Source organism: Aeromonas sp. R2-2, from assembly GCF_040908355.1.
GTDB lineage: Bacteria > Pseudomonadota > Gammaproteobacteria > Enterobacterales > Aeromonadaceae > Aeromonas > Aeromonas veronii.
Map to the genome: position 1 here is coordinate 1 of NZ_JBFODQ010000065.1, position 24,859 is coordinate 24,859.

General features: G+C 54.2%; 25 protein-coding genes, 1 tRNA gene and 1 pseudogene. 16 read left to right on the plus strand and 11 right to left on the minus strand.

The annotated features are described in order from the left end of the window. Positions 1-1,082 (plus strand): IS4-like element ISAs18 family transposase (locus tag AB5Z09_RS13110; RefSeq protein ID WP_368195402.1); only part of this gene is annotated, 1,082 nt, incomplete at its 5' end. Positions 1,083-1,106: 24 nt separating this feature from the next. Here the strand turns inward: AB5Z09_RS13110 and AB5Z09_RS13115 are convergent. Further along, a pseudogene (locus AB5Z09_RS13115) lies at positions 1,107-2,054 on the minus strand (diguanylate cyclase); the annotation flags it as partial. A gap of 861 nt (positions 2,055-2,915) precedes the next feature. Here AB5Z09_RS13115 and AB5Z09_RS13120 point away from each other — a divergent pair. From AB5Z09_RS13120 to AB5Z09_RS13130, 3 genes are read left to right on the plus strand one after another with little or no spacing between them, the layout of a single operon-like run. Continuing rightward, positions 2,916-3,854, plus strand: a complete 939-nt coding sequence (locus tag AB5Z09_RS13120) for a LysR family transcriptional regulator (protein WP_005337171.1) — start codon at positions 2,916-2,918, stop codon at positions 3,852-3,854. Between the two features lie 54 nt (positions 3,855-3,908). Next, positions 3,909-4,931: a response regulator gene (locus AB5Z09_RS13125; RefSeq protein ID WP_047438363.1), complete on the plus strand. Its 1,023-nt coding sequence runs from the start codon at positions 3,909-3,911 to the stop codon at positions 4,929-4,931. A gap of 8 nt (positions 4,932-4,939) precedes the next feature. Beyond that, positions 4,940-5,371: a PAS domain-containing protein gene (locus AB5Z09_RS13130; RefSeq protein ID WP_005337175.1), complete on the plus strand. Its 432-nt coding sequence runs from the start codon at positions 4,940-4,942 to the stop codon at positions 5,369-5,371. Between the two features lie 89 nt (positions 5,372-5,460). Here the strand turns inward: AB5Z09_RS13130 and ltaE are convergent, their stop codons facing one another. The 3 genes from ltaE to AB5Z09_RS13145 form a co-directional block, all read right to left on the minus strand. Continuing rightward, positions 5,461-6,480: a low-specificity L-threonine aldolase gene (ltaE, locus tag AB5Z09_RS13135; protein ID WP_368195457.1), complete on the minus strand. Its 1,020-nt coding sequence runs from the start codon at positions 6,478-6,480 to the stop codon at positions 5,461-5,463. 112 nt (positions 6,481-6,592) lie between these two features. Then, complete coding sequence (locus AB5Z09_RS13140; RefSeq protein WP_368195458.1) at positions 6,593-7,294, minus strand: short-chain dehydrogenase; 702 nt, start codon at positions 7,292-7,294, stop codon at positions 6,593-6,595. Between the two features lie 87 nt (positions 7,295-7,381). Then, the gene (locus AB5Z09_RS13145; protein ID WP_123172888.1) at positions 7,382-7,789 is read right to left on the minus strand and encodes a helix-turn-helix transcriptional regulator; all 408 of its coding nucleotides are present in this window, start codon (positions 7,787-7,789) and stop codon (positions 7,382-7,384) included. 147 nt (positions 7,790-7,936) lie between these two features. Here AB5Z09_RS13145 and AB5Z09_RS13150 point away from each other — a divergent pair, with 147 nt between their 5' ends. Continuing rightward, positions 7,937-8,836 (plus strand): aldo/keto reductase family oxidoreductase, encoded by a 900-nt coding sequence (locus AB5Z09_RS13150; RefSeq protein ID WP_368195459.1) that lies wholly within the window; start codon positions 7,937-7,939, stop codon positions 8,834-8,836. A 42-nt stretch (positions 8,837-8,878) separates the two neighbouring features. Here AB5Z09_RS13150 and AB5Z09_RS13155 read toward each other — a convergent pair whose 3' ends face one another. Both AB5Z09_RS13155 and AB5Z09_RS13160 read right to left on the minus strand, forming a co-directional pair. Next, a complete protein-coding gene (locus tag AB5Z09_RS13155) occupies positions 8,879-9,160 on the minus strand; it encodes an RNA-binding protein (RefSeq protein WP_005337180.1) in 282 nt (93 codons plus the stop codon). A 216-nt stretch (positions 9,161-9,376) separates the two neighbouring features. Next, entirely contained in the window at positions 9,377-9,919 is a 543-nt protein-coding gene (locus AB5Z09_RS13160) for a hypothetical protein (RefSeq protein ID WP_058057416.1), read from the minus strand. Between the two features lie 106 nt (positions 9,920-10,025). Between AB5Z09_RS13160 and AB5Z09_RS13165 the strand changes: the two genes are divergently transcribed. The 9 genes from AB5Z09_RS13165 to AB5Z09_RS13205 all read left to right on the plus strand — a co-directional run bounded on the left by AB5Z09_RS13165 (position 10,026) and on the right by AB5Z09_RS13205 (position 16,315). Further along, complete coding sequence (locus tag AB5Z09_RS13165; protein ID WP_368195460.1) at positions 10,026-10,796, plus strand: amino acid ABC transporter ATP-binding protein; 771 nt, start codon at positions 10,026-10,028, stop codon at positions 10,794-10,796. Continuing rightward, positions 10,789-11,586, plus strand: a complete 798-nt coding sequence (locus AB5Z09_RS13170) for an amino acid ABC transporter permease (RefSeq protein WP_021231416.1) — start codon at positions 10,789-10,791, stop codon at positions 11,584-11,586. Before AB5Z09_RS13165 ends, AB5Z09_RS13170 begins: the two co-directional genes overlap by 8 nt. 2 nt (positions 11,587-11,588) lie before the next feature. Beyond that, the gene (locus tag AB5Z09_RS13175) at positions 11,589-12,410 is read left to right on the plus strand and encodes a transporter substrate-binding domain-containing protein (RefSeq protein ID WP_368195461.1); all 822 of its coding nucleotides are present in this window, start codon (positions 11,589-11,591) and stop codon (positions 12,408-12,410) included. After that, on the plus strand, positions 12,410-13,315 hold the full coding sequence (locus AB5Z09_RS13180; protein ID WP_368195462.1) for an amino acid ABC transporter permease: 906 nt from the start codon (positions 12,410-12,412) through the stop codon (positions 13,313-13,315). Before AB5Z09_RS13175 ends, AB5Z09_RS13180 begins: the two co-directional genes overlap by 1 nt. Further along, a complete protein-coding gene (gene mepA, locus AB5Z09_RS13185) occupies positions 13,309-14,046 on the plus strand; it encodes a penicillin-insensitive murein endopeptidase (RefSeq protein WP_139430225.1) in 738 nt (245 codons plus the stop codon). The genes AB5Z09_RS13180 and mepA overlap by 7 nt, the downstream gene beginning before the upstream one ends. Positions 14,047-14,131: 85 nt before the next feature. After that, entirely contained in the window at positions 14,132-14,722 is a 591-nt protein-coding gene (locus AB5Z09_RS13190; protein WP_368195463.1) for a LemA family protein, read from the plus strand. Then, positions 14,719-15,444: a YgcG family protein gene (locus AB5Z09_RS13195; RefSeq protein ID WP_005346567.1), complete on the plus strand. Its 726-nt coding sequence runs from the start codon at positions 14,719-14,721 to the stop codon at positions 15,442-15,444. The genes AB5Z09_RS13190 and AB5Z09_RS13195 overlap by 4 nt, the downstream gene beginning before the upstream one ends. Before the next feature lie 20 nt (positions 15,445-15,464). Next, positions 15,465-16,082: a TPM domain-containing protein gene (locus AB5Z09_RS13200; RefSeq protein WP_005337196.1), complete on the plus strand. Its 618-nt coding sequence runs from the start codon at positions 15,465-15,467 to the stop codon at positions 16,080-16,082. Between the two features lie 145 nt (positions 16,083-16,227). Continuing rightward, positions 16,228-16,315, plus strand: a tRNA-Ser gene (locus AB5Z09_RS13205). 227 nt (positions 16,316-16,542) lie between these two features. Here the strand turns inward: AB5Z09_RS13205 and AB5Z09_RS13210 are convergent. After that, a complete protein-coding gene (locus tag AB5Z09_RS13210) occupies positions 16,543-17,466 on the minus strand; it encodes a TAXI family TRAP transporter solute-binding subunit (protein WP_368195464.1) in 924 nt (307 codons plus the stop codon). Between the two features lie 79 nt (positions 17,467-17,545). Between AB5Z09_RS13210 and AB5Z09_RS13215 the strand changes: the two genes are divergently transcribed. Together AB5Z09_RS13215 and AB5Z09_RS13220 are read left to right on the plus strand one after the other, a co-directional pair. Beyond that, positions 17,546-18,820 (plus strand): LapD/MoxY N-terminal periplasmic domain-containing protein, encoded by a 1,275-nt coding sequence (locus AB5Z09_RS13215; RefSeq protein ID WP_368195465.1) that lies wholly within the window; start codon positions 17,546-17,548, stop codon positions 18,818-18,820. Then, positions 18,813-19,760, plus strand: coding sequence for a TAXI family TRAP transporter solute-binding subunit (locus tag AB5Z09_RS13220; RefSeq protein ID WP_368195466.1), 948 nt, complete (start codon positions 18,813-18,815; stop codon positions 19,758-19,760). Before AB5Z09_RS13215 ends, AB5Z09_RS13220 begins: the two co-directional genes overlap by 8 nt. On the opposite strand, the gene AB5Z09_RS13225 is transcribed toward AB5Z09_RS13220, so the two are convergent. The 4 genes from AB5Z09_RS13225 to AB5Z09_RS13240 all read right to left on the minus strand — a co-directional run bounded on the left by AB5Z09_RS13225 (position 19,755) and on the right by AB5Z09_RS13240 (position 24,838). Next, complete coding sequence (locus AB5Z09_RS13225; RefSeq protein ID WP_368195469.1) at positions 19,755-20,435, minus strand: transglutaminase-like cysteine peptidase; 681 nt, start codon at positions 20,433-20,435, stop codon at positions 19,755-19,757. The genes AB5Z09_RS13220 and AB5Z09_RS13225 overlap by 6 nt on opposite strands. Positions 20,436-20,559: 124 nt before the next feature. Continuing rightward, the gene (locus AB5Z09_RS13230; RefSeq protein WP_368195467.1) at positions 20,560-21,231 is read right to left on the minus strand and encodes a UPF0149 family protein; all 672 of its coding nucleotides are present in this window, start codon (positions 21,229-21,231) and stop codon (positions 20,560-20,562) included. An 89-nt stretch (positions 21,232-21,320) separates the two neighbouring features. Continuing rightward, positions 21,321-21,749: a hypothetical protein gene (locus AB5Z09_RS13235; RefSeq protein WP_368195468.1), complete on the minus strand. Its 429-nt coding sequence runs from the start codon at positions 21,747-21,749 to the stop codon at positions 21,321-21,323. Positions 21,750-21,778: 29 nt separating this feature from the next. After that, positions 21,779-24,838, minus strand: a complete 3,060-nt coding sequence (locus AB5Z09_RS13240) for an HsdR family type I site-specific deoxyribonuclease (RefSeq protein WP_368195470.1) — start codon at positions 24,836-24,838, stop codon at positions 21,779-21,781. Between the last annotated feature and the right edge of the window lie 21 nt (positions 24,839-24,859).

Here is a 24,859-nt window from a genome sequence, read left to right on the forward strand (position 1 = left end):
CTAAGCGTGTTCTTTCCCTCGCCAATGCTACCCTCGGGGTTATCGAGTCAGGTTCACTGGCCATCCACGCCATCGGTAGTGGCCTCTCCTTGGCCAACGGTCTCGAACGTAAACATGCGGTTAAACAGGTGGATCGCCTGCTCACTAACACCAAGCTCAATGTCTGGAGCCTCTTTGACGATTGGGTGCCCTATGTGGTCGGTGAACGTACCGAGATCGTAGTCTCCATGGACTGGACCGAATTCGATGCCGATGATCACAGTACCTTGGTTATCAGCCTGCAAACCAACCACGGTCGCAGTACTCCGCTGCTGTGGAAAACCCATCGGAAATCGTTGCTCAAAGGGCAACGCAATGCCCATGAGAAAGAGCTGCTCACCAAGCTCAAGCAGACGTTGCCAGAGGGTATCTTCGTGACGGTAGTAGCTGACCGCGGCTTTGGTTACATGGAGCTGTTCGAACGCCTGGAGCAAGAGCTAGGCTTTGCTTATCTCATTAGATTTAAAGGAAATGTTTTGGTTGGTTACCCTGGTGTAGAGCAGGTTCCAGCTCGGCACTGGCTAACGCCGACCGGGCGCACCCGAACCCTCAAAGCGGTGGAGCTAACTGGGCAGCGACAGCCTGTCGAACGGGTCTATTGTTGTCATAAGAGTGGCATGAAAGACGCGTGGTTTCTGGCCAGTAACCGGACCGACCTGAGCGCCGCCAAGGCGTTGCAACTATACGGCCAGCGCTGGGGTATCGAGACCAGTTTTCGTGATATCAAAGATTACAAATTCGGCATGGGTATGGGAGATGTGCACATCAGTAATCCGGTCCGGCGCGACCGACTGTTTTTATTCAGTGCCCTGGCCATCGTCTTGCTGACGCTGCTGGGTAAGGCTGGAGACAGTGTCGGTCTAGAGAGAACGATCAAGGTCAATACCAGCAAGAGCCGAACCTATTCGTTCTTTCGGCAAGGGGTCATCTATTACCAGTTGCTACCTAAAATGAAAGAAGCCAATGCGGTCTTGTTGATGGATAAATTTATCTACTACCTGAAGCAACACCGCTTATATACCCGCACACTTGGAATTATTTGAGTCTCTAAAAATGAGGGGATCTCTGAGATCGGCCACCTCTTGCGCCCGCTCCCCCTGATTGCCCAGCGGCACCAGTGCTGTGAATTCATCGCCACCGAGGCGAGCCAGCTCCACATCCCGCGGGCAAATCTGTTTGAGGCGACCGGCGACCCGCTCCAGCAGGCGATCTCCCGCCTTGTGGCCGTAGTTGTCGTTGACCAGCTTGAAGTTGTCCAGATCCATGAACACCAGCGCGAAACGCTCCCCCAGCCCGCAATAGGCCTCAAGGGATTTCATCAAGCCATACCGATTGAGCAGGCCGGTCAGGGAGTCGTGCCAGGCGAGGTGGCGATGCTCCAGCTCTTCGAGTTTGCGATCGGTAATATCCCGCATGGTGAGCAGAATGCGGGCCCCCTGCTGGATATAGCGGAACTGATACTGGAACCAGCGCATCCCCTTGAGGGTGCGGCACTCCCCCTCGGTCACCACCTCATCGAGGCGGGAGAGCTTCTGGTAGAAGCTGTCATCATTGCCGGAGAAAACCTGGGAGAGCTTGGCGATCTGGTGGCCGAAACACATTTCGAAGTGATAGTTGCCACTCTCGAACACACCATGGCTATCGAACAGGCAGGCAAGGGTATCGCCGGTTGCCAGCGAGGACTCCTGATAGAGAGTATCGGAGTCGAGCACCGCTTCGGTCATCATCATCAGCCGGCCAGCCAGTTGAATACCGGAGAGGCGCAGATAGATCTGCTTCTTGACCCCCTTTGGGGAGAGGGTCCACCACTCGTTGTAACTGCGCCCCTGCTGAAAATCACCCAGATAGCGCTGCAGCAGCAGATCGATGGCGGTTGCCATATCGGCAGAGAAGTCGCGGGAGCAGAGTTCGTCGAGAGACGTCGCCTCCCACACGGAGAGCGCGGCGCTGTTTGCCCAGAAAATATGGTGATGCTCGATGTCATAAACCCAGATCGGGGTATGCAGAACATCCATCGTCTTCAGTAACCGTTCGTCAAGCGTATTCATCTGGTCAAGGTCATTCATGCTGGATGGTCACTGGTTAACCGGAAAACAGATCTGGCAAACCGCTAGCTGCAGAATGCAAGGTGCAAATACCTCTCGGCCATTATCCCTTTTCACATAGCCAAGAGCGGACAAAACTATTTCAGATATCAACAACAGGGCAGCCTGTACGGCAATACCACAAAGGACTCAGCCAAGGACCCTGTTAATCCAGGCAAATCATATAGTCGATTTTTAACTTTTTTCCCCAGTAAAAACAAGCACTAAGAGCTATCCACTCGAGACCTTGAAAGAGCAATTGCATATTTGCTGCGACAAATTTGTTATTAACATTTAAATCAATGGTGGAAATAGTCATCACTCTCTGTCACAAAGCTTCCATTAATTAACCAAGCGGATGGATAAACAGCCAAAAAAACGCCAAATCGGACAAAAATAGTTCACTAAGGCGGAATTGATATACCCCAAATTCATTTTTCAACAGGCAATGAGCAAAACCCGAATATATGATCTGCATCACATTGACTGGGGATGGAAAACTGCCCCGGCTGAGCACGCAGAGCAACCCTGCGTCCTTCCATCAGGTTGCAATATCGGCCTTCGCCTGCGGTTATAGCGGAACAAATCAGGGAATGTGGCAAACATCACTGCCGCAGTACCATTTGGCATCGTGCCGGAATAATCACCAGCTCGGGGAAACTGAGATGACGGGCGGGTGGAGAACTGGTATCAACAGAAATCGAATCCAGATCAATTAAACGCTGAATTACCCTTGCCAACCCGGAACGCTCTTTTTATGGTTGCTCCCTTGTTACACCCAGAACAGCGTTTATGAAGCACATCGAAGAGTTCTACCTGTTCGTCAAGGTGGTGCAAGAGGGAGGATTCTCCCACGCTGCAGCCGCACTGGGCATGCCAACAGGCACCATCAGTCGACGCATTTCCCAGCTGGAAGAGCAACTGGGTTGCTCCCTGCTACATCGCTCTACCCGCAAGCTCCGCCTTACCGATGATGGCCTCAGATACTACGAGCGTCTCTGCACGCCACTCGCACAAATCGAGCAGGCCACCAGCGAGATCCAGGGTCAAGAGGCCGACATCACCGGGCTTATCCGGATAGCTGCGCCCATCGCACTCTCCAACACCATCCTCATCGATATGCTGGCCGAATTCGGGCTGCACTATCCCGAGGTACAGTTCGATATCACCCAGACCAATGATCACCAGCACCTGTTCGACAATGATCGGGATCTGGTGTTCTTCAACGGTGAGCTGCCCCAATCGCTGCCCAATGCGATCTGTCTCGGTCATATCGAGTACGGCCTGTTTGCCTCACCACTCTATTTGACCAAGAAGGGCACCCCCTCCCACCCCAACCAGCTGGAAGAGCATGATCTCATCTACTGCTGGCCTCACCAGCATTGGCAGCTGACCGACAAGGATGGCCAGAGCGTCTGCATCAAACGCAGCGCCAAACTGACCGTCAACCAGACCCAGGCCGCGGTACGCGCAGCCCGGCGTCATCTGGGGATCGTCAACGCCCCGCTGCACTATCTGAGCAGCTTCCTCCATGACGAGCAGCTGGTGCCGGTACTGACCGACTGGCAAACCGGCAATCGCCCCTTCTACATGTTGTGTTGCCAGCACCAGTTCGCTCCGTTGCGTGTTAAGATGTTCGTTGAATTTGTTGAAAAATACTCAGCACGCTATCGCAATCGGCAGTGGGACAACCAATTTTCACAAGGTGATAGCCTCACCCATTGCATCTGACCGTTAGCGGGCCACACTTATAGCATCCCTTGCCAACAGAGCCTGCCTAACGCCATGAATGTATTGATATGTGATGACTCCGGGTTCGCCCGCAAACAGCTGGCGCGGGCGCTCCCGGCCGACTGGAAAGTCGATTTGCACTACGCAGCCAATGGTCTCGAAGGGATCGAACAGGTGCTGATGGGTCATGGCGATCTCATCTTCCTCGATCTGACCATGCCGGAAATGGACGGTTACGGCGTGCTGGAGACCCTCCAACGGGAGGGTTTGCGCAACAAGGTGATCGTGGTCTCCGGGGATATCCAGCCAGAGGCCTATCAACGGGTCATGGGACTGGGGGCGCTCGATTTCATCAAGAAACCTGCCGCCCCCGAAACCCTGCTCGCCCTGCTCAAAAAGCATGATTTCTGGAGTGCCGCCCCGAGCGGTCAACCAAGCGCCCCCGAGCAGCAGCCAAACGGCGTTGTAGCCGATGCAGGCGTCAAGATCACCCCCGAAATTCGCGATGTCTATCAGGAGCTGGCCAACGTCTCCATGGGTCAGGCGGCCGACTTGCTGGCTCGTCTGCTCAACGCCTTCGTCGTACTGCCTATCCCCAACGTCAACGTGCTGGAGGTCTCCGAGCTGCACATGGCCCTCTCGGCCGCTGCGGATTCGGATACCCTCTCCGCCGTCTGTCAGGGGTTTATCGGAGCGGGGATCGCCGGTGAAGCGCTGATCCTGTTCCATGACTCCAGCTTCAAAGATTTGGCCAAGCTGATGAACCATCAGGGGACGCTGGATCGCACCGCCGAACTGGAGCTGTTGATGGATACCGCCAACGTGCTGATCGGCGCCTTCCTGCGCGGCTACGCCAACCAGCTCGACACCCCCTTCAGTCAGGGCCACCCGGTGGTGCTCGGCCAACACAGACCCATCAACGAGCTGATCAACACCAACAAGAGTCGCTGGCGCCGCACGCTCGCCATCGAGATCAACTACCGGATCCAGGATTATGCGGTGCAGTGTGATCTGCTGCTGCTGTTTACCGAAGATTCCATCGCCACCATGAACAACAAAATCATGCACATGCTCTAGGAGTGACTATGGAAATCCGTGAATTTCATTGGCTGATGAACATAGTCCAGAACCTGGACGTAGGCCTGGTAGTGCTCGACAAGGAGTACAAAGTACAGGTGTGGAACGGCTTTATGGAGAGCCACAGCGGCCGACTGGCCAGTGACGTGCGCGATGGCGTACTGTTCGAGCTCTTCCCCGATGTGGACAGAGCCTGGTTCGAACGCAAGGCCAACATGGTCTTCAAACTCAACAACCGCGCCTTCAGCACCTGGGAGCAGAAGCCCTATCTGCTACGTTTCTCCAACTACCGCCCCATTACCGGCTCGGCCCCACACATGTTCCAGAACCTGACGCTGGTGCCACTGGCCGATTTCGGTGGTCAGGTGACCCACATTGCGGTGATGATCTACGATGCCACCGATGAGGCCATGCTGATGAGCGGTCAGCGGCAGGCGTGAGCTTGCTGCAAATAACAGAGGGCGCCGCGGCGCCCTCTGTTATTTAGGTATGAACAGGTCTCGGTATGACCTCTACCTCACCAGCCGTCTCAACGCGCTCCGAGATACTCGGTGAAGGCGTCGATCACCTCTTCAATATCGTCATCGTTGATCTGCAGATGGGTCACCAACCGCAGCTCGCCGTAACCGGAGAAGAGGATCCCCCGCTCCTTCATAAAAGCGAGCAGAGGGGCCGATTCCCCCTCACGCAGCCGCAGGAACACCATATTGCTCTGCACCAGCGAGAGGTCGAGCTCGATGCCCGGCAGTGCAGCCAACCCTTCGGCCAGCCGTTTGGCACGGCGGTGATCATCGGCCAGGCGGGTCACATGCTGCTCAAGGGCAAACAGACCGGCTTGCGCCAGAATCCCCGCCTGACGCATGCCGCCCCCCAGCATCTTGCGCAGGCGGCGCGCACGGGCGATGAAATCGTGGCTGCCCACCAGCAGCGAGCCCACCGGTGCGCCCAACCCCTTGGAGAGACAAATCGAGATGCTGTCAAATGGCGCGGCGATCACCTCGACCGGGGTCTCACTGGCCACGGCAGCATTAAAAAGCCGGGCTCCATCGAGATGGAGCTTCAAGCCGCGTTCGGCAACGAATGCCCCCATCTCCTGCAGATAGGAGAGCGGTAGCACCTTGCCATTGTGGGTGTTCTCAAGGCAGAGCAGGCGAGTCTGGACGAAGTGGGCATCATCAGGGGCCAGCGCAGCCTTGATATCATCGAATGCCAGCGTGCCATCGCGCTGCATCGGCAAGGGTTGCAGGGCTACGGAGCCCAGCACGGCACTCCCCTGCGCTTCATAGCGATAGATGTGAGCGGCGTTGCCGAGGATGGCCCCCTCACCGCGCTGACAGTGGCTCATCACCGCCAACAGATTGGACATGGTGCCGGACGGCACAAACAGCGCCGCCTGTTTGCCCAGCAATCTGGCCCCAAAGGCCTCCAGCGCGTTGACGCCCGGATCTTCACCATAGACATCGTCACCGACTTCGGCGTGGAGCATGGCTTGACGCATGGCGTCAGTAGGCTGGGTGACGGTGTCACTTCGTAAATCGATATAGCGCATGAGATCCCTCCTGAAACAGGAGAGTGACGTTAGCCATGCGCCCCTCGCTTGGCAAGGGGCGCATGAGCAGAATGTGAAGCCAATAGACGTCCATAGAACCCGCAGGCGGGATTTACCAAGGCAGAGGCTGACCGTTGATATCCAGTAGCTGACCCGATTGGGTCAACGATAACCCCTTGATGAGATTGAGCAGTTTCACCGCCACCTCGGCAGGCTCCTGCAATTGCTCCGCAGGCAACTCGCTCAGAAAGGGGGTATTCATCGGGGAGTCCATCAAGCCGGGCGCCACCGCCACCACCCCCGCTTGCGGGAAACGTTGCGCCCACTCGAGGGCCAGCGTTTTCACCCCCATGTCGAGGGCCGCCTTGCTCATCCGGTAGCTGTAACGTCCCCCCTCCAGATTGGCGGTGATGGAGCCCGCCAGATCAGAGATGGCACAGAGCCACAGCGGATGGTCATTGCCCATCAACCGACTGAAACGGGCAGCCAGCGCCAGTGTTGGCCAGGCATTGGCCAGCAGGCTGTCGCACAGCCACTTGGGGTGCACCTCTTCGACCCGCCGCTCTGGCATAAAGCTGACATCGTGCAACAGGCCGATGGTGTTGATCACCACAGTGGGAAGCGGATCGGTGTCGTAGAGGGTAAACAGGGCGTCGAACGAGATGGCGTCCACCTCTTGCAGCGGGAAGAAGGCCCCCATCTCGATCCCTTTTGGATAGGTGCGCCCGGCAAGCAGGAAGGACTCCCCCCTTGCCATCAGCTCTCTTGCCAGCGCCGAGCCCAGCGCACCACTTCCGAGGATCAAGTAGCTCATCGCCCATTCCATGGAGAGTTATCTTGCTTAGAGCGTATCAGAATAATCACCCGGCCGTGACACGACCAAAGGGTAATATGCCCCTCATCACGCTTCCCCCAGATGGCGACCAAACTCCCGCGCCAGCGCCAAGTCGAGAAAACCGTCCGCTTTCTTGTGGGTGCGCAAAAACTGGTAATAGGCGAGCAGGGTGACCAGTGCCTCCTCATCGAGCAGCCCCACCCCGGGTTGCTGCTCGCCCAGCAGTAGCTGCGCCGCTGCCAGCGCCTCCCTGTCTACCACTTCCGCCTGACGGTAGAGATAACCGCAGCCGGTTGCCAGCCACTCCAGCGAGCAGTTGGCCCCCATGGCGATCTGGTTGGCCCGCGCCAGGCCAGGCTCGGCCCCCTTCAAATATTTGCGGATCAGCGCTTCACTGAGCCCCACCTTGCGGGCAAACGCGCTCACGCTCATCTCCCCGATCAGGCTCTGCAAGCGCTCGGCAAATCCTTCCATCCAACTCTCTCCCCTACTCTGCGCTCAGAACCAAAGTTCGAATCATGCCACTGCCCATTATTGCTTTGCCAGCCACATGAGGCCAAGATGCCCGCAGTCATCTATGTTGCACATCGTTTTCGCATCGTGTTTTTCAAGGAGTCAACAATGTCTGTATCCCGTGTCGCCCTGCATCCGCAAGGCCCCACCTTCTCTCGCCTCATCATGGGTTACTGGCGCCTGATGGAGTGGCAGCTCTCTCCAGCCGCTCTGCTCGATCTGATGAAATATCATCTGGATCTGGGGGTCACCACCATCGATCACGCCGATATCTATGGTGGCTACCAGTGCGAAGAGGCCTTTGGTCACGCCCTGCGCCTCGAGCCTTCCCTGCGCAGCCGGATGGAGATCGTCACCAAGTGCGGTATCGCCCTCACCGCCAAGCCGGAGCATGCTCTCAACCACTACAACACCGGCAAGGACCATATCATCGCCAGCGCCGAGGCCTCGCTGCGCAAGCTCGGCACCGACCATCTGGACCTGCTGCTGATCCACCGCCCGGATCCCCTGATGAACGCAGATGAAGTGGCCGACTCCTTTATCACCCTGAAACAGGCGGGCAAGATCAAGCACGCCGGGGTATCCAACTTCACCGCCCGCCAGTTCGAGCTACTGCAATCGCGCCTCCCCTTCCCGTTGGTCACCAACCAGCTGGAGATCTCGCCGCTTCATCAGGAAGGGACCCTCGATGGTACCCTGGATCAGTGCCAGCAGCTTGGCATCATGCCGATGGCCTGGTCATGTCTCGGCGGCGGCCGACTGTTCAGCGATGAGGCCTATGCCCCGCTGCGTGCCGAACTGGAGCAGATCCGTCAGGAAGTGGGCGCCCAGACTATCGAGCAGGTGGTCTACGCCTGGGTAATGATGCTGCCAAGCCAGCCGCTGCCATTGATTGGCTCCGGCAAACGGGAGCGGATTGCTGCCGCCGTGGCCGCCGAATCCATCGCCCTCAATCGCCAGCAGTGGTTCCGCATCCGCAAGGCGGCGCTCGGTTACGACGTCCCCTGATAACAGCAAAACGTCCAGAAACAAAAACGGCATNGAGGTACCTTAGCGGTGGCGCTGTTGCGGGCGACCACGGGGAGCATCTGTCTTCGGTTTGGCCTGGTTGACGGTGATGGTACGGCCACCGACTTCTGTGCCATGCAGACCAGCGATGGCCTTCTCGGCATCACCATTGACTGGCATTTCAATAAAACCAAACCCCTTTGACTGGCCGGTATCGCGGTCGATGATGATATCAACCTTGTCGACCTGTCCAAACTGGCTGAACAGGGTTTTCAGTTCGTCGGCCGTCATCCGGTACGACAGATTTCCTACGTAAATCTTCATGCCATCCACTCTCGATTCAAGGTGCCTTCTCTATGCAATTCCCAGCATAACGGTAAGGGCACAACCCCTATGCCGGACCTGCCATGGCTTCATGCCGTGGCCTTCTCCACACTGTCGTCAAGTGATTGATCTCTTGGGTTAACAGTGCAGACAAGATCAATTCGAGTCACTGGCAGTATCTGAGCTTTGCCGGGAATTGTCGAGAAAATAGTCGACTCAGGCCGATTGCAGATCTGACAACCGTTGCGCCAGCATCCGGCGACCGTGCCAGGCCCGTTTAAAGCCGAAGCGATAGACAGACGGGCTCACCAGATGGAGCTCCCCCGCCTTGAGATCCAGCAAGGCCATGGCCGCCGCCAGCTCCTCTTCACTCAGCTGCAGATCGAGGCTGAAGTCGAGCCACTGGCCGTCGTGACCCACTCGCCTCTCTCGTTCGAGCGCCACCAGCTGGTTGCGGGGCAGCGCCAGCGCCTCATCCTTGTTGCCATTGAGCAGATAGATATGCTGTTCATCCCACCCCAGCTCCGCCAGGCGCCAGGGCTGCCAGCTGCGGGGCAGCGACACCATGATCCCGGTGATGCCACCAAAGACCACACCTACCCAGTTGAGCAGCGCCATGGCGCCCCAGCCATCCCACAAGGAGGCCGCCACCACGCCCCAACTCACCAGCAACAACAGAAAAATGACGCAGCGATAGCGCACCGCTGGTGGCATCAACAGCTGCACCTGCGAACCGGCAAGCAAGGATGTAATACGCATGAAAAGCTCCTGTCATCACGAAATGGCGCCATTGTGAATAGGCATCAGGATGCTGACAAGGGGGTTTTCTTTGTCATCCCCCTATAAAATCAATACCATGGCGTAAATGATTCTCAGTGGAACCCGCTTCTTGACCAGCTCGCAACCCTGTGTGCGCTTTTGTGGCGTCGACAAATTCTATGGCGACTTTCAGGCTCTTCATCACATCGATCTCACCATTGAACGAGGAGAGAAGTGGGTCATCTGTGGCCCGTCAGGCTCGGGAAAATCGACCCTGATCCGCACCATCAACGGGCTGGAGGGGATCGATGGCGGCCAGCTATTCCTGTTTGGCGAGCCGGTAACCCCCGCCTACTTGCGTCGCCTGCAAGGCCGGGTCGGCATGGTGTTTCAGCAGTTCAACCTCTTCCCCCATATGACGGTGCTGGAAAACCTGATGGTAGCGCCGGTGCATACCCTGGGGTTGCGCCCTCAGGAGGCCAAAGCCCGGGCGCTCGGGCTGCTCGAGCGGGTGCGCATTCAGGCACAGGCCGACAAGTACCCCCACCAGCTCTCCGGCGGCCAGCAGCAGCGGGTCGCCATCGCCCGCTCCCTCTGCATGCAACCCGAGCTGATGCTGTTTGACGAGCCCACCTCAGCCCTCGACCCCGAGATGATCCGCGAAGTGCTCGATGTGATCCGCGAGCTGGCTGACGAGGGGATGACCCTGATCTGCGTCACCCACGAGATGGGCTTTGCCCGTCAGGTGGCGGATCGGGTGCTCTTTATGGACGAGGGCAAGATCATCGAGTCGGCCCCGCCCGCCCAGCTGTTCAACGCCCCCCAACACCCGCGCACCCGGACCTTCCTCGAACAGGTGCTCAGCTATCATGGCTAGGCTCAATCGCCCCCGCCTGCTCGGCTGGTTGTCAGGCACTGTGATGCTCTCTGCGCTACTGGGCTGGGCGCTCTATAGCGGCGCTCGCCAGATGGGCTATGAGTGGCAGTGGCCACGGGTGTTGCCCTTTCTCGGCGAATGGGATGAGGGAACTTTTTATGCCGGCCCCTTGCTAAACGGCCTGCTGGTCACTTTGCAGGTGGCGCTGCTCAGTCTGTTGGGCACGATGGCGGTCGGTCTGTGCGTGGTTAGCCTGCGGCTGCTCCCCTCCAGGCTCGGCCCCTGGCTCGCCATCGCCTATCTGGCGCTGGTGCGCACCACGCCCCAGTTGGTGCAGCTCTATATTCTCTATTTCTTGCTGGGCCCCATGCTGGGATTGGCCCCCCTTGCCTGCGCCGTGTTGAGCCTCTCCCTCTATCAGGGGGCCTTCACCGCCGAAGTGCTGCGTGCAGGTGTACAGGCCATTCCCAAAGGACAGTGGGAGGCAGCCCAGTCGCTTGGCTTGTCACGGGCCATCACCCTGCGCAAGGTGATCCTGCCCCAGCTGGTGCGCATCACCTTGCCGCCGCTGACCAACGAGCTGGTCTCCCTTATCAAACATTCGGCGCTGGTGAGTGTGATCGCCATCTTCGATCTGACCAACGAAGGGCGTACTCTGGTTGCCGATACGTTTCTGACCTTTGAGGTGTGGTTTACCGTAGCTGCCCTCTATTTGCTGTTAACCCTGACGCTGTCAGCCTGTTCGCGGGCGCTGGCCCGTCACCTGAATCCGGATCAACAAGGACGCTAACCATGAATCTGTCATTCAAGACCATCCTGTCGGGCGCTTCCCTGCTACTGACAAGCCTGCTCACTCCGGCACTGGCACAAACTGCCCCCTCCGACACCCAGGCACAGATCGAGCAGAGCGGTACCCTGCGGGTCGGCATGTCCACCTTCGCCCCCTGGGCGATGCGCGACAAGCAGGGGGCCCTGATCGGTTTCGAGATTGACGTGGCCCGTCGCCTCGCCACAGATAACGGCTGGCAGGTAGAGTTCGTGCCGACCGCCTGGGATGGCATCATCCCCTCCCTGTTGGCGAAAAAATATGACGTCATCATCGGCGGCCTCACCATCACCCCCGAGCGGGAGAAGAGCGTGCGCTTCACCCAGGCCTACTCCCATTCGGGGGTGCAGCTGGCCGCCTCCAGCACCCTGGCCAAAGAGAAGAAAACCGTGGCGGACTTCAACCAGCGCGGGGTGATCCTGGCGGTACGTCGTGGCGCCTCACCGGTACAGGTGGCAAAAGAACACTTCCCCAAGGCTACCCTGCGCCAGTTTGATGACGAGTCACAGGTATTTCAGGAGGTGCTGAACGGCCGCGCCCACGGCGCCCTCTCCTCTTCCCCGAAACCCGAGCAAGAGGCGCTGCGCCACCCGGATGCCCTCTTTATGCCGTTTGCCAAACCGCTGGCAGAAGGGAGTGAAGGGTTTGCCCTGCGCAAGGGGGATGATGCCCTGGCTGAGCAGTTCAACGAGTGGATCGCCGCACGTCAGGCCGATGGCTGGCTCAAGGCGCGCCATGACTACTGGTTCAAGTCACTGGCCTGGGAAGCGCAGGTCGCCAACCCCTGATGCTGATTGCTCTAAAAGAGACCATCCGGCGCATCGTCCGTGGGGCATGTCGGAACATCAACTGGCTGGATGGGGCGATCGTCCTTATCCTGCTGCTGGCTGGCCTCTGGCTGGCCAGCCGCTTGCACATCGGGGTAGCCTATCAATGGCGCTGGCATGAGGCCTTCGATCTGCTGTTCACCCCTGGCCCTCACGGCGAGTTGCCCTACTTTTTCAGCGGTCTGCTCACCACCTTGCGCATCGCCCTGCTCGGCATGGTGCTGGCGCTGCTGCTCGGCACTGCGCTGGGGGTAGCCGCCTTCAGCCGCCGCCCCTGGCTGGTGATGCCCGCGACCCTGTTTATCCAGCTGATCCGCAATCTGCCGCCGCTGGTCTTTATCTTCATCTTCTACTTCTTTATCGCCAACCAGCTGCTGCCTGCGAGCGGCCTCTCCCGCTGGCTCGGCACCGTATCGCTCTCCCCGTGGCAAGAGGCGCTGTTTGGCCCACCTGCCCGCTGGGAGAACCTCATCTCAGGCACCCTCTGCGTTGGCATGATCAGCGCCGCCTTCGTCGCCGAGATCGTCCGCGCCGGGCTGGCCGCCATCCCCCGCGGCCAGTGGGAGGCGGCACAGAGCCTCGGACTCTCCCCCTGGGTGCGGCTGCGCCATGTGATCCTGCCGCAGGCCATGCTGCTGATGTTGCCCCCCCTCACCGGCCAGCTCATTGCGCTGGTGAAGGATACCGCCATCGTTTCCCTTATCTCGGTGCAGGAGCTTACCTTCGTCGGCACCGAGATGGCCAACTCCAGCGGGCTGGTCTACGAGATCTGGCTGCTGGTGGCCGCAGCCTATTTATTTATATGTTTGAGTCTGTTCGTATTGCTGAGCCGACTCGAAACAAGACAAGGAGCACGCACATGCTGACGTCCCTGTTGATGGCGACCGTATTGCAAGCGGAAGCTATCGGCGGTTATGCCGCCGGTTGCCTGAAAAACGGCGTATCCCTTCCCCTCGAAGGGCCTGGTTATCAGGTGATCCGCACCAAGCGGCTGCGCTACTACGGCCACCCCGACCTTATCCACTATCTGCAAGCGCTGGCCAACCAGACCCGCATGGCCGGGCTGCCGGACCTCTATATCGCCGATCTGGCGATGGCCCGGGGCGGCCCCTTTACCTCCGGCCATCGTAGCCATCAGACCGGACTTGATGCCGATATCTGGTTTCGCATGGCCAACCGCCCCATCAGCAAATGGGAGCAGGATGCCCCCAAGGAGTGGGCACTGATCGACGAACCCAGCTACAAGATGTTGCCGGGTCGCTTTGGCCCCCAGCAGCTCACCCTGCTGCGGCTGGCGGCTAGCAAGCCCGAGGTGGCCCGCATCTTTGTCAATCCGGTGATCAAATCCGCGGTCTGCCAGCAGGCTGGTAGCGAGCCTTGGGTCGCCAAACTGCGCCCCTGGGTGGGCCACTTCAGCCACTTCCATGTGCGGCTGCGCTGCCCGGTGGGTAGCCCGGATTGTGAACCCCAGGCTCCCATTCCGCCCGGCAATGGCTGTGGGGAAGAGCTGGCATTCTGGCTAAAAGACAAGCCCCAGTTGCCCAAGGTCTCCGGCATCAACAAGCGACCTGAGCTACCTGCGCGTTGTGGCAACTGACCCCAAGCTGGTATGGTGGTGCACGCTTGGTCGTACACCATCCATGGCGCACTATCGACTCGAAATACCAAAGGAGAACAACAAGATGGCCACATCACTCTGGCGCAGAACCACGCAGAGCCTGTTGACCCTGACCCTGCTGCTCGGCCTGACCGGCTGCGGCATGAACAACATTCCGACCCTGGATGAGCAGGTTAAAGCAAGCTGGGGGCAGGTGGAGAACCAGTATCAACGCCGTGCCGATCTCATCCCCAATCTGGTGGCAACCGTCAAGGGCTACGCCAGCCATGAGCAGGAGACCCTAAAGGCGGTCACCGATGCCCGTGCCCGGGTCGGCAGCGTGCAGGTGAGCGATCCTGCCCAGCTCAAGGAGTTTGAAGCGGCACAGAACCAGCTCTCCAGCGCCCTCTCCCGCCTGATGGTAGTGGTAGAACGCTACCCCGAGCTGAAAGCGGATCAGCAGTTCCTTGCCCTGCAGGCCCAGCTGGAAGGAACCGAGAATCGCATCTCGGTGGCACGCCGCGACTATATCGAGGCGGTACGCCAGTTCAATACCGAGATCCGCACCTTCCCCGGCGTCATCTGGTCCAAGTTGCTCTACTCGGATCTGGAGGCCAAACCCAGTTTCAGTGCCAAACCCGGTGCCGATGAGGCGCTCAAGGTCAGCTTCCAATGAAGATGATGCTGCGCTGGTTTCTTCCCTGTCTGCTGCTCTGGGCCAGTGCCCTGCAAGCGGCGCCGGACTTCCCGACGCTGAGCGGACGGGTGGTGGATGAAGCCAGTCTGATGTCCCGCAAACAGGCCCATCAACTGACCCAACAGCTGGCCGCCTTTGAAAAGCGCAGCGGTATCCAGCTGGTGGTGGTCTCCGTCGACAGCCTCGATGGGGAGACTATCGAGGAGTACGGCTACCAGCTCGGTCGCCACTGGGGGATCGGCCAGAAAGGCAAGAACAATGGCGTGCTGTTGCTGATCGCCCAGGATGAGCGCAAGGTTCGCATCGAGGTAGGCTATGGATTGGAAGGCGCCCTGCCCGACGCCATCGCCGCCAACATCATCCATGGCCGCATCCTGCCCGCCTTCAAGCGCGGCGATATGGTGGCCGGGATCATGGCGGGCAGCCAGAGCATCATGAAGGCTCTCGCCGGAGAATATCAGCCGGTCGAGCAGCCAAAGAGTGACAACGGTGGCGGCCCCTGGCTGTTTATTCTGGTGGTGATTGCGATGATCGTACTCCACAACCTGCGCGGGGGGGGTGGCGGTGGGCCGGGAGGACGACGTCGGTCGGCCTACATGGCTGGTGGATTGGGTGCCGGCTCCTTTGGTGGTCGCTCCGGCGGCGGATTCAGCGGTGGCGGCGGCAGTTTTGGCGGCGGCGGAGCCTCCGGTGGCTGGTAACAGGAGTAAAGAGACAAATCATGATTTCTAAACAGTTCTTCCACACGCTTCAGGCAAAGGTGCGCGAAGCGGAGCTAGAGACTGATGCTGAACTGGTCACCGTGCTGGCCCCGGCCAGCGATGGCTATCGCTACATTCCCACCCTCTGGGCGGCGCTGCTGGCGATGCTCACCCCGCTGCTGGTGTTCCAGCTCGGCTTCTGGCTCGGCTGGTACGAAATCCTGCTGGTGCAGTGGTCGGTCTGGCTGCTGCTGAGCCTGCTGTTCCACTGGACCCCCATCAAGATGCGGCTCATCCCGAAGAAGGTTCGCCAGCACCGGGCGGCCCTGATGGCTCGCCTGCAATTTGTCGAGCAAGGGCTGCACCGTACCCGCGACCGGCTCGGGGTGCTGATCTTCGTCTCGGCCGCCGAGCACTATGTAGAAATACTGGTGGATGACGGCATCGCCCAACATATCGACAACGGCCAGTGGCAGGAGATCATCGACGACTTCGTGGCGCGAGTGCGCAACAAGGAGATCGAACAGGGTTTTCTGGAGTGCGTAGAGCGCGTTAGCGCCATTCTGACCGATGCCTTCCCGGCCACCCGGGATCAAAACGAGTTACCGGACAGTCTGATCATCCTCGACAAGCCATGATCCGGTTTAAAAAACCGGCATTCTGCACAAGGGTTAGGCATTCGGAAAAGATTATGAAAAATAAGGGGAAAAGAGGTTGACCCACACAGCCCTTTCCCCTAAATTACGCCCCGTTCCAGCGCAACAGCGCAGCGAACGAAAATTTGGTGAGGTGTCCGAGTGGCTGAAGGAGCACGCCTGGAAAGTGTGTATACGGCAACGTATCGAGGGTTCGAATCCCTCCCTCACCGCCAAATGAAAACCCCAAGCGATTGATTCACTTGGGTTTTTTCTTTATCTGTAATTTTTGGTGTGCCTTTCAGTATGCCATTGTGCTTTGGTTGGTACGGAACCATCTTGTATCTCATCGGACAATCTCATTGACGAATACGGGTTGTTGTCGAGGGCTTCTGCCCTTCAGGATACCTATCACTATCGAGAATAAATACATACGCCCACTGCCAGCGTAGCTTGATGAATGTTATCTCTTCGGCTTGATATCTGCAGGAGGAGACATTTTCTCCCATTGTAAAGATGACAAGGCTGGGTGCATGGTTTTGAGGTGTTCAAGGTTAGTCTGTATTGTGGTTTTGAGAGTATTGAGATCCGCTTGTGCTACTTCCGTATGTGTTGCAAGGACAGCGATGGTTCCTACAGTGTTGATTGTATTATCACGCAACCTGTAGGTTGCCGCAGGGATTACTTGCTTATTGTAAAAGGGATTATGGGCTAAAAATTCACTGGCCTCTTTCCCTTCTATTGGCACCAGGTTAGCATTACACTTACCAATCGCTTCGCGGATCACTTGGTTTGGATGAGCTGCCACGATAAAAAAGGCGTCGATCTTGCCGCTACATAGTGCATCGCTCCGTTCTGCTGCCTTATATCCTGTTAGGGTTGAAAAGTCCTTGTTACTCCAGTTTAAGCTATGAAATAGCGCGCTCACCGTATCCCTATCACCAGAGCCAGGGTTGCCGATGTCAATACGCTTCCCTTTAATATCGCTGAGGGTAAAAATTTCGCTATCAGCAGAAACAACCAGATTTAATGGTTCTGCATACAACGAGAGAACTGGATAAACAGTCGGAACAGGGGCTGATGAAAAGTCTCCTCCTCCCGACATTGCTTGTTGTAGCACGCTGGATTGCACCACCGCCAGTTCCAACTCTTTTTTTGACAATAGCTGGATGTTTTCTACGGAGCCCCCTGTGCTCTCAACGGCACACTTTTGATCAGTATGGGTACTGTTTACAAGTTGGCAAATTGCCCCACCAACTGGGTAGTAAACACCTGTGACACTCCCAGTTCCAATCGTCATTTGAATGGACGCTGACTTCGCGATTGTCCCCGGCGATATACACCCGAACATCATACCGATCATGGAGTAGGCCATCTGTTTATACATTTACGCACCATTTACTGTTTTTCATGGAGTTGGCTATGATTGAAGCATTAGATACGAAATAAGCAAGTTGGAGATGTGCATGTCATTTGCCAAAGTCTTAAATTTAATCATTTTTGTGCTTTTTTTGATAGGTGGGACTTTACTTGTTACGCTTGAAGTGAACACTGTGCGTCGCTCTATCCTCGACCAGATGCAGGCAAACTTGGAAACGTCAACTACTGCGCTAGGTCTGGTGTTGCAAGGGACACTGCTTAATGGTGATAAAGTACTATCAGAAACCATCATCAATGCCATGTTTGATGGTGGTTTTGTGAACTCAGCTACCTTGGTCGATCCTGACGGAAAAGTGTTATTCCAACGGGAGTTCACTACCGCTCAACAAAATGTTCCATCATGGTTTCAGAGCATCGTGGATATGCCAGCGGTTACCCATGAACAAGAAATGACTGATGGATGGAATATTTTGGGTACAATCCATCTCCAGGGTCATACAGGTTATGCGTATCAACATTTATGGCAAGCGTTGCGCACAGCGGTCGCGTTATTATTGCTTGGATTAATCGTCATGATGTTAACCATACAGTTTTGTTGTCATCGCCTCCTGGCCCCCTTAAGACGTGTTTCTGATGAATTGGACTTGGTCAGCCAATTTCGAGGTGGAAAGTCTCTGACTATACCTTGGTTGTCAGAAGTAAAAACAGTGGTGACGTCGGTAAATCATCTACTCTCTGTGCGTCAACGTGACCTGAATCAACAACGACTCAAAGTACAGCAACTTGCAAACCAGTTTCCACAGCCACCTAACAGCTCAGACATTGATGGAAATGAACATGTTGAGTTTATGTCTTGCCAAGGGGATATATTATTATATCAAGCATGGCAGCCTGTGCTGAATGAGCATGGGATATTGATTTCAGACAAACTCAGCACCCCATTCAAAAATGGGACTAGTAGTACATCTGAAGGACTTCGGCTGCCAATGACACTATTGGAAAGCCCTGATTGGGAGAATATCAAAGATACGCTCAGTGCTCATAAAGGAAAAATATTAGATTGGCACTACAGTCAACCTACGGAGACTATGTTGCTACATCTTAAAGAATTGCAGCAATCTGGTTTTGACTTGGCATTCAACTCATTGCCAATGCATAAAGAGGCCATCGCACTGTTCGAATTACACCCACGATTTATATTTACACATGTTCATGACGCCCCACTTTTTTGGTTGATGACAGCTCATTGTTGTCATGCTTACGGTATTACTTTGATGTGTGAAAATGGGCTCAATGTAACGATAGATAAAATACGCAACTGGGGTATAGATGGTTATAAAAAAGGAGATATAAGTGAATAAATTAATATGGTTATCCATCTTTTTATTGAGTTCATCGCAAAGTTTTGCGTCTGAGAGAATTTATCTTGGTACTGGTAACATCAACGGTATTTACTACCAGATTGGCGGCGAGCTTTGTCGTTTAGCGACCAACTCTAGCCTTAATTATCGCTGTGCTGTCGTACCTAGTTCTGGTTCTATTGACAATTTAGCCTTACTGGATGCAAAACAAATTAATTTTGCAATGGTGCAATCAGACTGGGCATTCCAAGCGAGGAATGGACTTGGTTTTTTCTCTGGTAAGCCCAGTCACGGTTTGCGTGCATTATTTGCTACGCATGCAGAACCCTTCACTCTGGTTGTCAGAGCTGACTCTCAGTTACATTCTATTGAGGATATAAAGGGGAAAAAAGTCAACTTTGGCCAGGTCGATTCAGGGGCAAGACAAACAGCGATGACATTACTTAATAAAATAGACATTAATATTAGAGACGTTCAGGAGGTTGATGTTACATACCCTGGTGATGCCTTATGTAAAGGTGATGTTGATGTTTTTGCTATGGTCAGTGGCCATCCGAATAAAACACTTGTGGATACAGCAAAACAGTGCGCCTTTAGATTTTTGCCAATAGAGGGGGCTGTACTTTCAGCGATATTGACTAACTCACCATATTATCAAAAAAGTCAGATCCCGCCACGACTCTATCCCGGCAATGTAAAGCCAGTCCCCACGTTTGCGGTGGCAGCAATATTAGTGACTTCAGCCAACACATCCAATGAACAAGCCTATGCTATAACTAAAGGTATGCTGAATGAACAAACAAACTTCAATAAACAGACCTTTGCATATGCAAATTTATTTCGATTAAACCGACATAGAACAGGAAAAGTGTTGCCCATAGAGCAACACCCCGGTGCAGTACGCTATTTTGATGAGTTAAAGCAGTCCGATAAACTATAAAGCCCGACGAGGTGAACGAAGATGTTCAGTTGAGAATCGAGTTTGTAATGCTTGCCATTGGGCAAGGCGGTCTGCCGACCCTGCTAATGTCCCTTCTCGTCGTGACTTCATTATCCATAAGCTTTTGGCATCAAAGCTGTATACAGGGAGGAGGTCGGTTCGTTGAGAGCCTGGATAGATGCTCGCCTTAATATTATCAAGCACAAGTGGGTCAGATTTTGGTGTTGCATAGTACAAAACGACCATATGAAATTGATTATATTTTATCGCCTTGACATAGGCCATCCTCAATTTTGATTCGGATACACCGAGTTCCATCAAGGTGTAATATTTGGCAATACTGTAATCTTCACAGTCACCGCCACGTGCGCCAATAAATTCTAATGGGTTTGCCCAATAATCTTTTTCACCCCATAGCACGGCGTCTTCACTGTATGTCAGATTGTTGAAAAAGTTATTCACTAACGTGAGTTTTTGCTGATCACCCGTTCCAGCTCTTGGAGCCATGAGTTGGGAAAGGGCTTTGGCACGACCCACGGAACGACTGCCATACACTTCAGTCATCTTGCGTTCAAGTTCGGGTTTAGTTAAGTACTCAGACATTTTTGAGGCATGAACAGGCAAGGTAGGCAAGGTAATGAAGGATGCAGCTATAACAAGGTGGAAGATTTTCATGGTCATCGTACTCCTTGATGAACTTGATGCTCGAGCCTTGATCATAGTCCATTGTAACGCGATAAAAATATCGGTTTAGTCCGCCTATGTTACAAACTAGTTAACCTCGTTTCTATCTGAGGTGTCAGTGCAAGCAACATTGCTTGTACTTCTTGCCGCTGCCACAGGGGCACGACTCGTTGCGGCCAATCTTGATGGGGGCCACAACGGGTTGAGCACGCACTGGTCGCTGGCTACGTTGTGCCAGAAAGTAGGCATGCAGGATACAAGCGGCAAAGCGGGCCTTGGTGGCTTGCTCTTGCAGATGCTCATTGCTGAGCGCTTCCAGCGATGTAGGCATCTTCTCCAGCGGTTCAGCTATCATCGCCAGTGCAGCAGCTTCAGGAGCGGGCAGTGTGGACCAAGGGGCCAGTTCAATGCCCTCCAGGTAACCACTACACCAATCGAGGATCAGCGGGACCCACTCACCGTGTCGTTCAAACTCCGGCGCGACCGGGAAATAGTCTTCAGGCGAATAGGTAAGAGTGGTCGCAATGTCGTTGCTGTGGCACATCACCAGATCGATAAAGCGCTCCAGCTCGGCCTTGCTTTCCCACTCTGGTTGATCCTGCTCACCACCCCAGATCGCGTGGAGCCAGGTACTCGGCATGATGAGATGGGGGCCAGAGACCACCGCAGTTAAAAAGCCATCGAGCATCGACATAGAGGCAATGCTGTTTTCACTGCCGTAGCGCTCTAGCAGCGCTTCCAGCTCATCGAATTCTTCATCACTCAAAATCTCAAAAGATGGCATCATTGGGTTACCTTGATAGTGGTCGCCCGCCCTCATTCGCCACGTTGGTATTCATGAGCGTTGGAGGGCTGAGCGACGAGTCTGAATTTCAGCTATTCCTTTCCTGCTGGCACTGTCACTACTGGGTAGGATTCGATATAGCTTTCCCCTAAAGCGCCATGATAAATGACTTGGTGTGCATCAAAATCAACGTCATATCTGATAACACCGGCAAGCCAGGTTGCGTTCAGGAACTCAGGAAATGAAGACTCTCCCGCTTGGTCTGTTCGTAATGCAGCAATTAACGCAGCCTTATCAAAAGCAGGTACGTCAACAGTACCGGTTACCAAGGGCGTACCTTGCACCATTACAGCACCCAGTTTGGTGATGTAGAGACTTTGGCACGAAGGCAAATGCCATACATTGCGTATGACCCCTGCTTCTTTCAGGTATTGTGCGAGATAAGGGAAGCCACCGACCTGTGGGCGATTTTCCATCGCTTTTCCCATTGCTTGCTGTAATACATCAATAGCATTGCTCATTCATCGTTCCTTTCTTTGTCAAACGGTAATTAAATCTCACCACCCACGCCCTTGAACTTCTCAACCAAGGCGACAATTTTCTGAAATACGCTGTGCTTTTTAGTTTTGTATTGCGGATTGAGTGGGCTCATTTTTGGCAGTGTCTCATTTAAGGCTGTACCATTTTCGCTGGCATACTCTCGTTTCAGTGATGCGGCGATATAGCGCCTTGCTTGTGCCTCATTCAAATTTTCACCGCTGATAAGTTCTGCCACTTCTCGCTGCAGCTCCGCTTGGGCAAACTTGAAAAACTCATCAATGATGCTGGCCTTGTCGGTGATGTCATCCAGATTGGTTCGGTTAATAAAATCCACGATCAGGCTTTCTTTGGCACGGTTACCCACACTTGCCCGGATCAAACGACGGACTTCGTCGATCAGCTCTGCTTTGCTCTTATTCTTTTTGTTGTGTTCGAAAATCAGCGTCAGAATGTAATCAAGATTGATCTCTTGCGACTTCAGGAGGTCAATCTCAAACACCACATCATCCCAATCAATCGAAGATTTTTCCTGCTGAGTAGCAGCCTTCTCGCGACGTAGCCAATCGCGAATATCGTTATAAGTTGAACGGTAATCCTGGATCTTGCGCTCAGTTGGCAGTCTGATGGCTTGCATTGCGGCCAACTCATCATCGCTTAAATAGTGCTCGGCTTTAAACGTCTCGACCGCGTCGGGGTCGCTCATATCGACATGTTGCAGTGCTTTCAGGCTGGCAAATTCATCGTAATTTTGCAGCACATGCTCTACGCGCAGATACTCACCAAAGAGCTTGGCGAACTCTTTTTTGTCCTTCTCCAAAATAATCTCATCGGGGTTGGAGAAGCGCTGTTCCAGCTCTGCAACGACATCCATAAAACCACGACGGGCTTGCCCGGTGAGGAGGTCAGTAAAGCCTGCCATGTATTCCTGGTAGCTTTTTTCCAGAACAACATTCTTGGTATTTTTATCCCCAAACAGGGTAATGGCATCGATAGTTGCCTGTTCCAGATCGCGGAAGGTGACGATATTGCCAAAGGTTTTGGTGGCGTCATATATACGATTGGTGCGTGAATAGGCTTGGAGCAGGCCGTGATAACGCAGGTTCTTATCAACAAACAAGGTATTGAGTGCTGGGGCATCAAAACCGGTCAGGAACATCCCCACCACAATCAGCAGATCGATTTCCTTGGCCTTCACGCGCTTTGCCAAATCACGGTAGTAGTTTTGGAACCCGTTACTATCGACGCTGAAGCTAGTTTTAAAGAAAGCGTTATAGTCTGAGATGGCAGCGTTTAGAAACTCTTTGGCGCTGCTGTTCATGGCCGAGACATCGAAGCTCTCGTCCTGAATATCACCAATCGCGTCCTGCTCTTCATTCGCCGCGAAGGAGAAAATGGTGGCAAGCTTGAGCTGTTTGTCACGGCCCTCTTGCAGCTTGTTCAATGTTTCATAATAGAGCTTGGCGGCTTCTACACTGCTCACGGCAAACATGGCATTGAAACCCTGACTCCCTGCTTGTAAACGATGAGTCTTCTGGCGGTAGTTGTTCAAAATATACTGCGAGATCTCCCGAATACGTTCAGGATGCAACAACGCTTGTTTGTTATCAAACGCATTGAGTTTTCTCTCATCCTGTTCGGTCTCCATTGCTTTAAATTGAGGCCGTACATCGTTGTAATCCACCTTGAACTTGAGCACCTTTTCATCGCGAATCGCGTCAGTGATGACGTATGAGTGCAGCTCACGACCAAAGACACTGGCGGTTGTTTCCGCACCGAGGGCATTTTGTGGAAAGATGGGCGTGCCGGTAAAGCCAAATTGATAAAACTTCTTAAATTTTTTGTTTAGGTTCTTCTGCGCCTCACCAAACTGACTACGATGGCACTCATCGAAAATAAACACCACTTGTTTATTGTAGATAGGCAAGTCACTTTCACTTTTCATCAGATTATTGAGTTTCTGGATGGTCGTAACAATGATCTTGTTATCATCTTTATCCAGATTGCGCTTAAGCCCAGCGGTACTTTCTGAGCCATTTACGCTATCAGGTGAAAATCGCTGGTACTCTCTCATGGTCTGAAAATCGAGGTCTTTTCTATCTACCACGAAAAAGACCTTATCGATAAACTCCAACTCGGTCGCCAGGCGGGCGGCTTTAAAGCTGGTCAGCGTCTTGCCAGACCCTGTGGTATGCCAAATAAAGCCACCACTTTCAGGTTTGCTCCAGTGTTTAGCTTCAAAAGAGCTTTTTATTTTCTGTAAAATGCGCTCAGTCGCGGCGATTTGGTAGGGGCGCATGACCAACAAGGTATCACTGACATCAAACACGGAGTAATGCAGCAGTACATTTAGCAAGGTGTTTTTCTGAAAGAAGGTGGCAGTAAAATCTTTCAGGTCCTTGATTAGAGTGTTATCTGATCTCGCCCAGTTAATGGTGAAGTCAAAGCTGTTTTTATTACGTTTGGTTGTGTTTGAAAAGTAACGAGTGTCAGTGCCATTGGAGATCACAAACAGCTGGAGATACTTGTATAGCGAATGCTCGCTGTTAAAACTCTCTTTACTGTAGCGATGAACTTGGTTAAAAGCTTCGCGAATAGCTATACCACGTTTTTTAAGCTCAATTTGTACCAGCGGTAAGCCATTTACCAAAATGGTGACATCGTAGCGGTTCGCATGACTGCCTGTCTGTTCAAACTGCTTGAGTACCTGCACTTTATTACGAGCAACATTCTTTTTATCAAACAGAGAGATATTCTGAATGCGACCATCATCAAACACAAAATCGTGGATATAGTCATTGTGAAGTTTACGGGTTTTATCGACGATGCTGTCACTGGGTCTATCCAGATAGTTTTCGACAAAGCGTAGCCATTCATTTTCAGTAAACCGTACATTGTTGAGTGTTTGCAGCTGGTCGCGCACGTTGGCCAGCATGGCACCCGCGTTGTTTATATTGGTGGGGCATTCATAGCCCTGACTGATCAAATCTTGAAGCAACTCACGCTCCAGATCGCTTTCACTTTGATAGCCCTCAGCAACTTGGCAAACCTTTGTGTATTTATCAAGGACAATAAAGCGATTTGTCTCGGCAAT

Bases quoted from the DNA above. Each gene is read 5' to 3' on its own strand.
- AB5Z09_RS13175 (WP_368195461.1), top strand. From the start codon at position 11,589: ATGAATCTGTCATTCAAGACCATCCTGTCGGGCGCTTCCCTGCTACTG.
- AB5Z09_RS13145 (WP_123172888.1), bottom strand. From the start codon at position 7,789: ATGGAAGGATTTGCCGAGCGCTTGCAGAGCCTGATCGGGGAGATGAGC.
- AB5Z09_RS13170 (WP_021231416.1), top strand. From the start codon at position 10,789: ATGGCTAGGCTCAATCGCCCCCGCCTGCTCGGCTGGTTGTCAGGCACT.
- AB5Z09_RS13150 (WP_368195459.1), top strand. From the start codon at position 7,937: ATGTCTGTATCCCGTGTCGCCCTGCATCCGCAAGGCCCCACCTTCTCT.
- AB5Z09_RS13155 (WP_005337180.1), bottom strand. From the start codon at position 9,160: ATGAAGATTTACGTAGGAAATCTGTCGTACCGGATGACGGCCGACGAA.
- AB5Z09_RS13120 (WP_005337171.1), top strand. From the start codon at position 2,916: ATGAAGCACATCGAAGAGTTCTACCTGTTCGTCAAGGTGGTGCAAGAG.
- AB5Z09_RS13160 (WP_058057416.1), bottom strand. From the start codon at position 9,919: ATGCGTATTACATCCTTGCTTGCCGGTTCGCAGGTGCAGCTGTTGATG.
- ltaE (WP_368195457.1), bottom strand. From the start codon at position 6,480: ATGCGCTATATCGATTTACGAAGTGACACCGTCACCCAGCCTACTGAC.
- mepA (WP_139430225.1), top strand. From the start codon at position 13,309: ATGCTGACGTCCCTGTTGATGGCGACCGTATTGCAAGCGGAAGCTATC.
- AB5Z09_RS13230 (WP_368195467.1), bottom strand. From the start codon at position 21,231: ATGATGCCATCTTTTGAGATTTTGAGTGATGAAGAATTCGATGAGCTG.
- AB5Z09_RS13130 (WP_005337175.1), top strand. From the start codon at position 4,940: ATGGAAATCCGTGAATTTCATTGGCTGATGAACATAGTCCAGAACCTG.
- AB5Z09_RS13140 (WP_368195458.1), bottom strand. From the start codon at position 7,294: ATGAGCTACTTGATCCTCGGAAGTGGTGCGCTGGGCTCGGCGCTGGCA.
- AB5Z09_RS13180 (WP_368195462.1), top strand. From the start codon at position 12,410: ATGCTGATTGCTCTAAAAGAGACCATCCGGCGCATCGTCCGTGGGGCA.
- AB5Z09_RS13215 (WP_368195465.1), top strand. From the start codon at position 17,546: ATGTCATTTGCCAAAGTCTTAAATTTAATCATTTTTGTGCTTTTTTTG.
- AB5Z09_RS13165 (WP_368195460.1), top strand. From the start codon at position 10,026: ATGATTCTCAGTGGAACCCGCTTCTTGACCAGCTCGCAACCCTGTGTG.
- AB5Z09_RS13190 (WP_368195463.1), top strand. From the start codon at position 14,132: ATGGCCACATCACTCTGGCGCAGAACCACGCAGAGCCTGTTGACCCTG.
- AB5Z09_RS13225 (WP_368195469.1), bottom strand. From the start codon at position 20,435: ATGAAAATCTTCCACCTTGTTATAGCTGCATCCTTCATTACCTTGCCT.
- AB5Z09_RS13235 (WP_368195468.1), bottom strand. From the start codon at position 21,749: ATGAGCAATGCTATTGATGTATTACAGCAAGCAATGGGAAAAGCGATG.
- AB5Z09_RS13210 (WP_368195464.1), bottom strand. From the start codon at position 17,466: ATGTATAAACAGATGGCCTACTCCATGATCGGTATGATGTTCGGGTGT.
- AB5Z09_RS13195 (WP_005346567.1), top strand. From the start codon at position 14,719: ATGAAGATGATGCTGCGCTGGTTTCTTCCCTGTCTGCTGCTCTGGGCC.
- AB5Z09_RS13200 (WP_005337196.1), top strand. From the start codon at position 15,465: ATGATTTCTAAACAGTTCTTCCACACGCTTCAGGCAAAGGTGCGCGAA.
- AB5Z09_RS13125 (WP_047438363.1), top strand. From the start codon at position 3,909: ATGAATGTATTGATATGTGATGACTCCGGGTTCGCCCGCAAACAGCTG.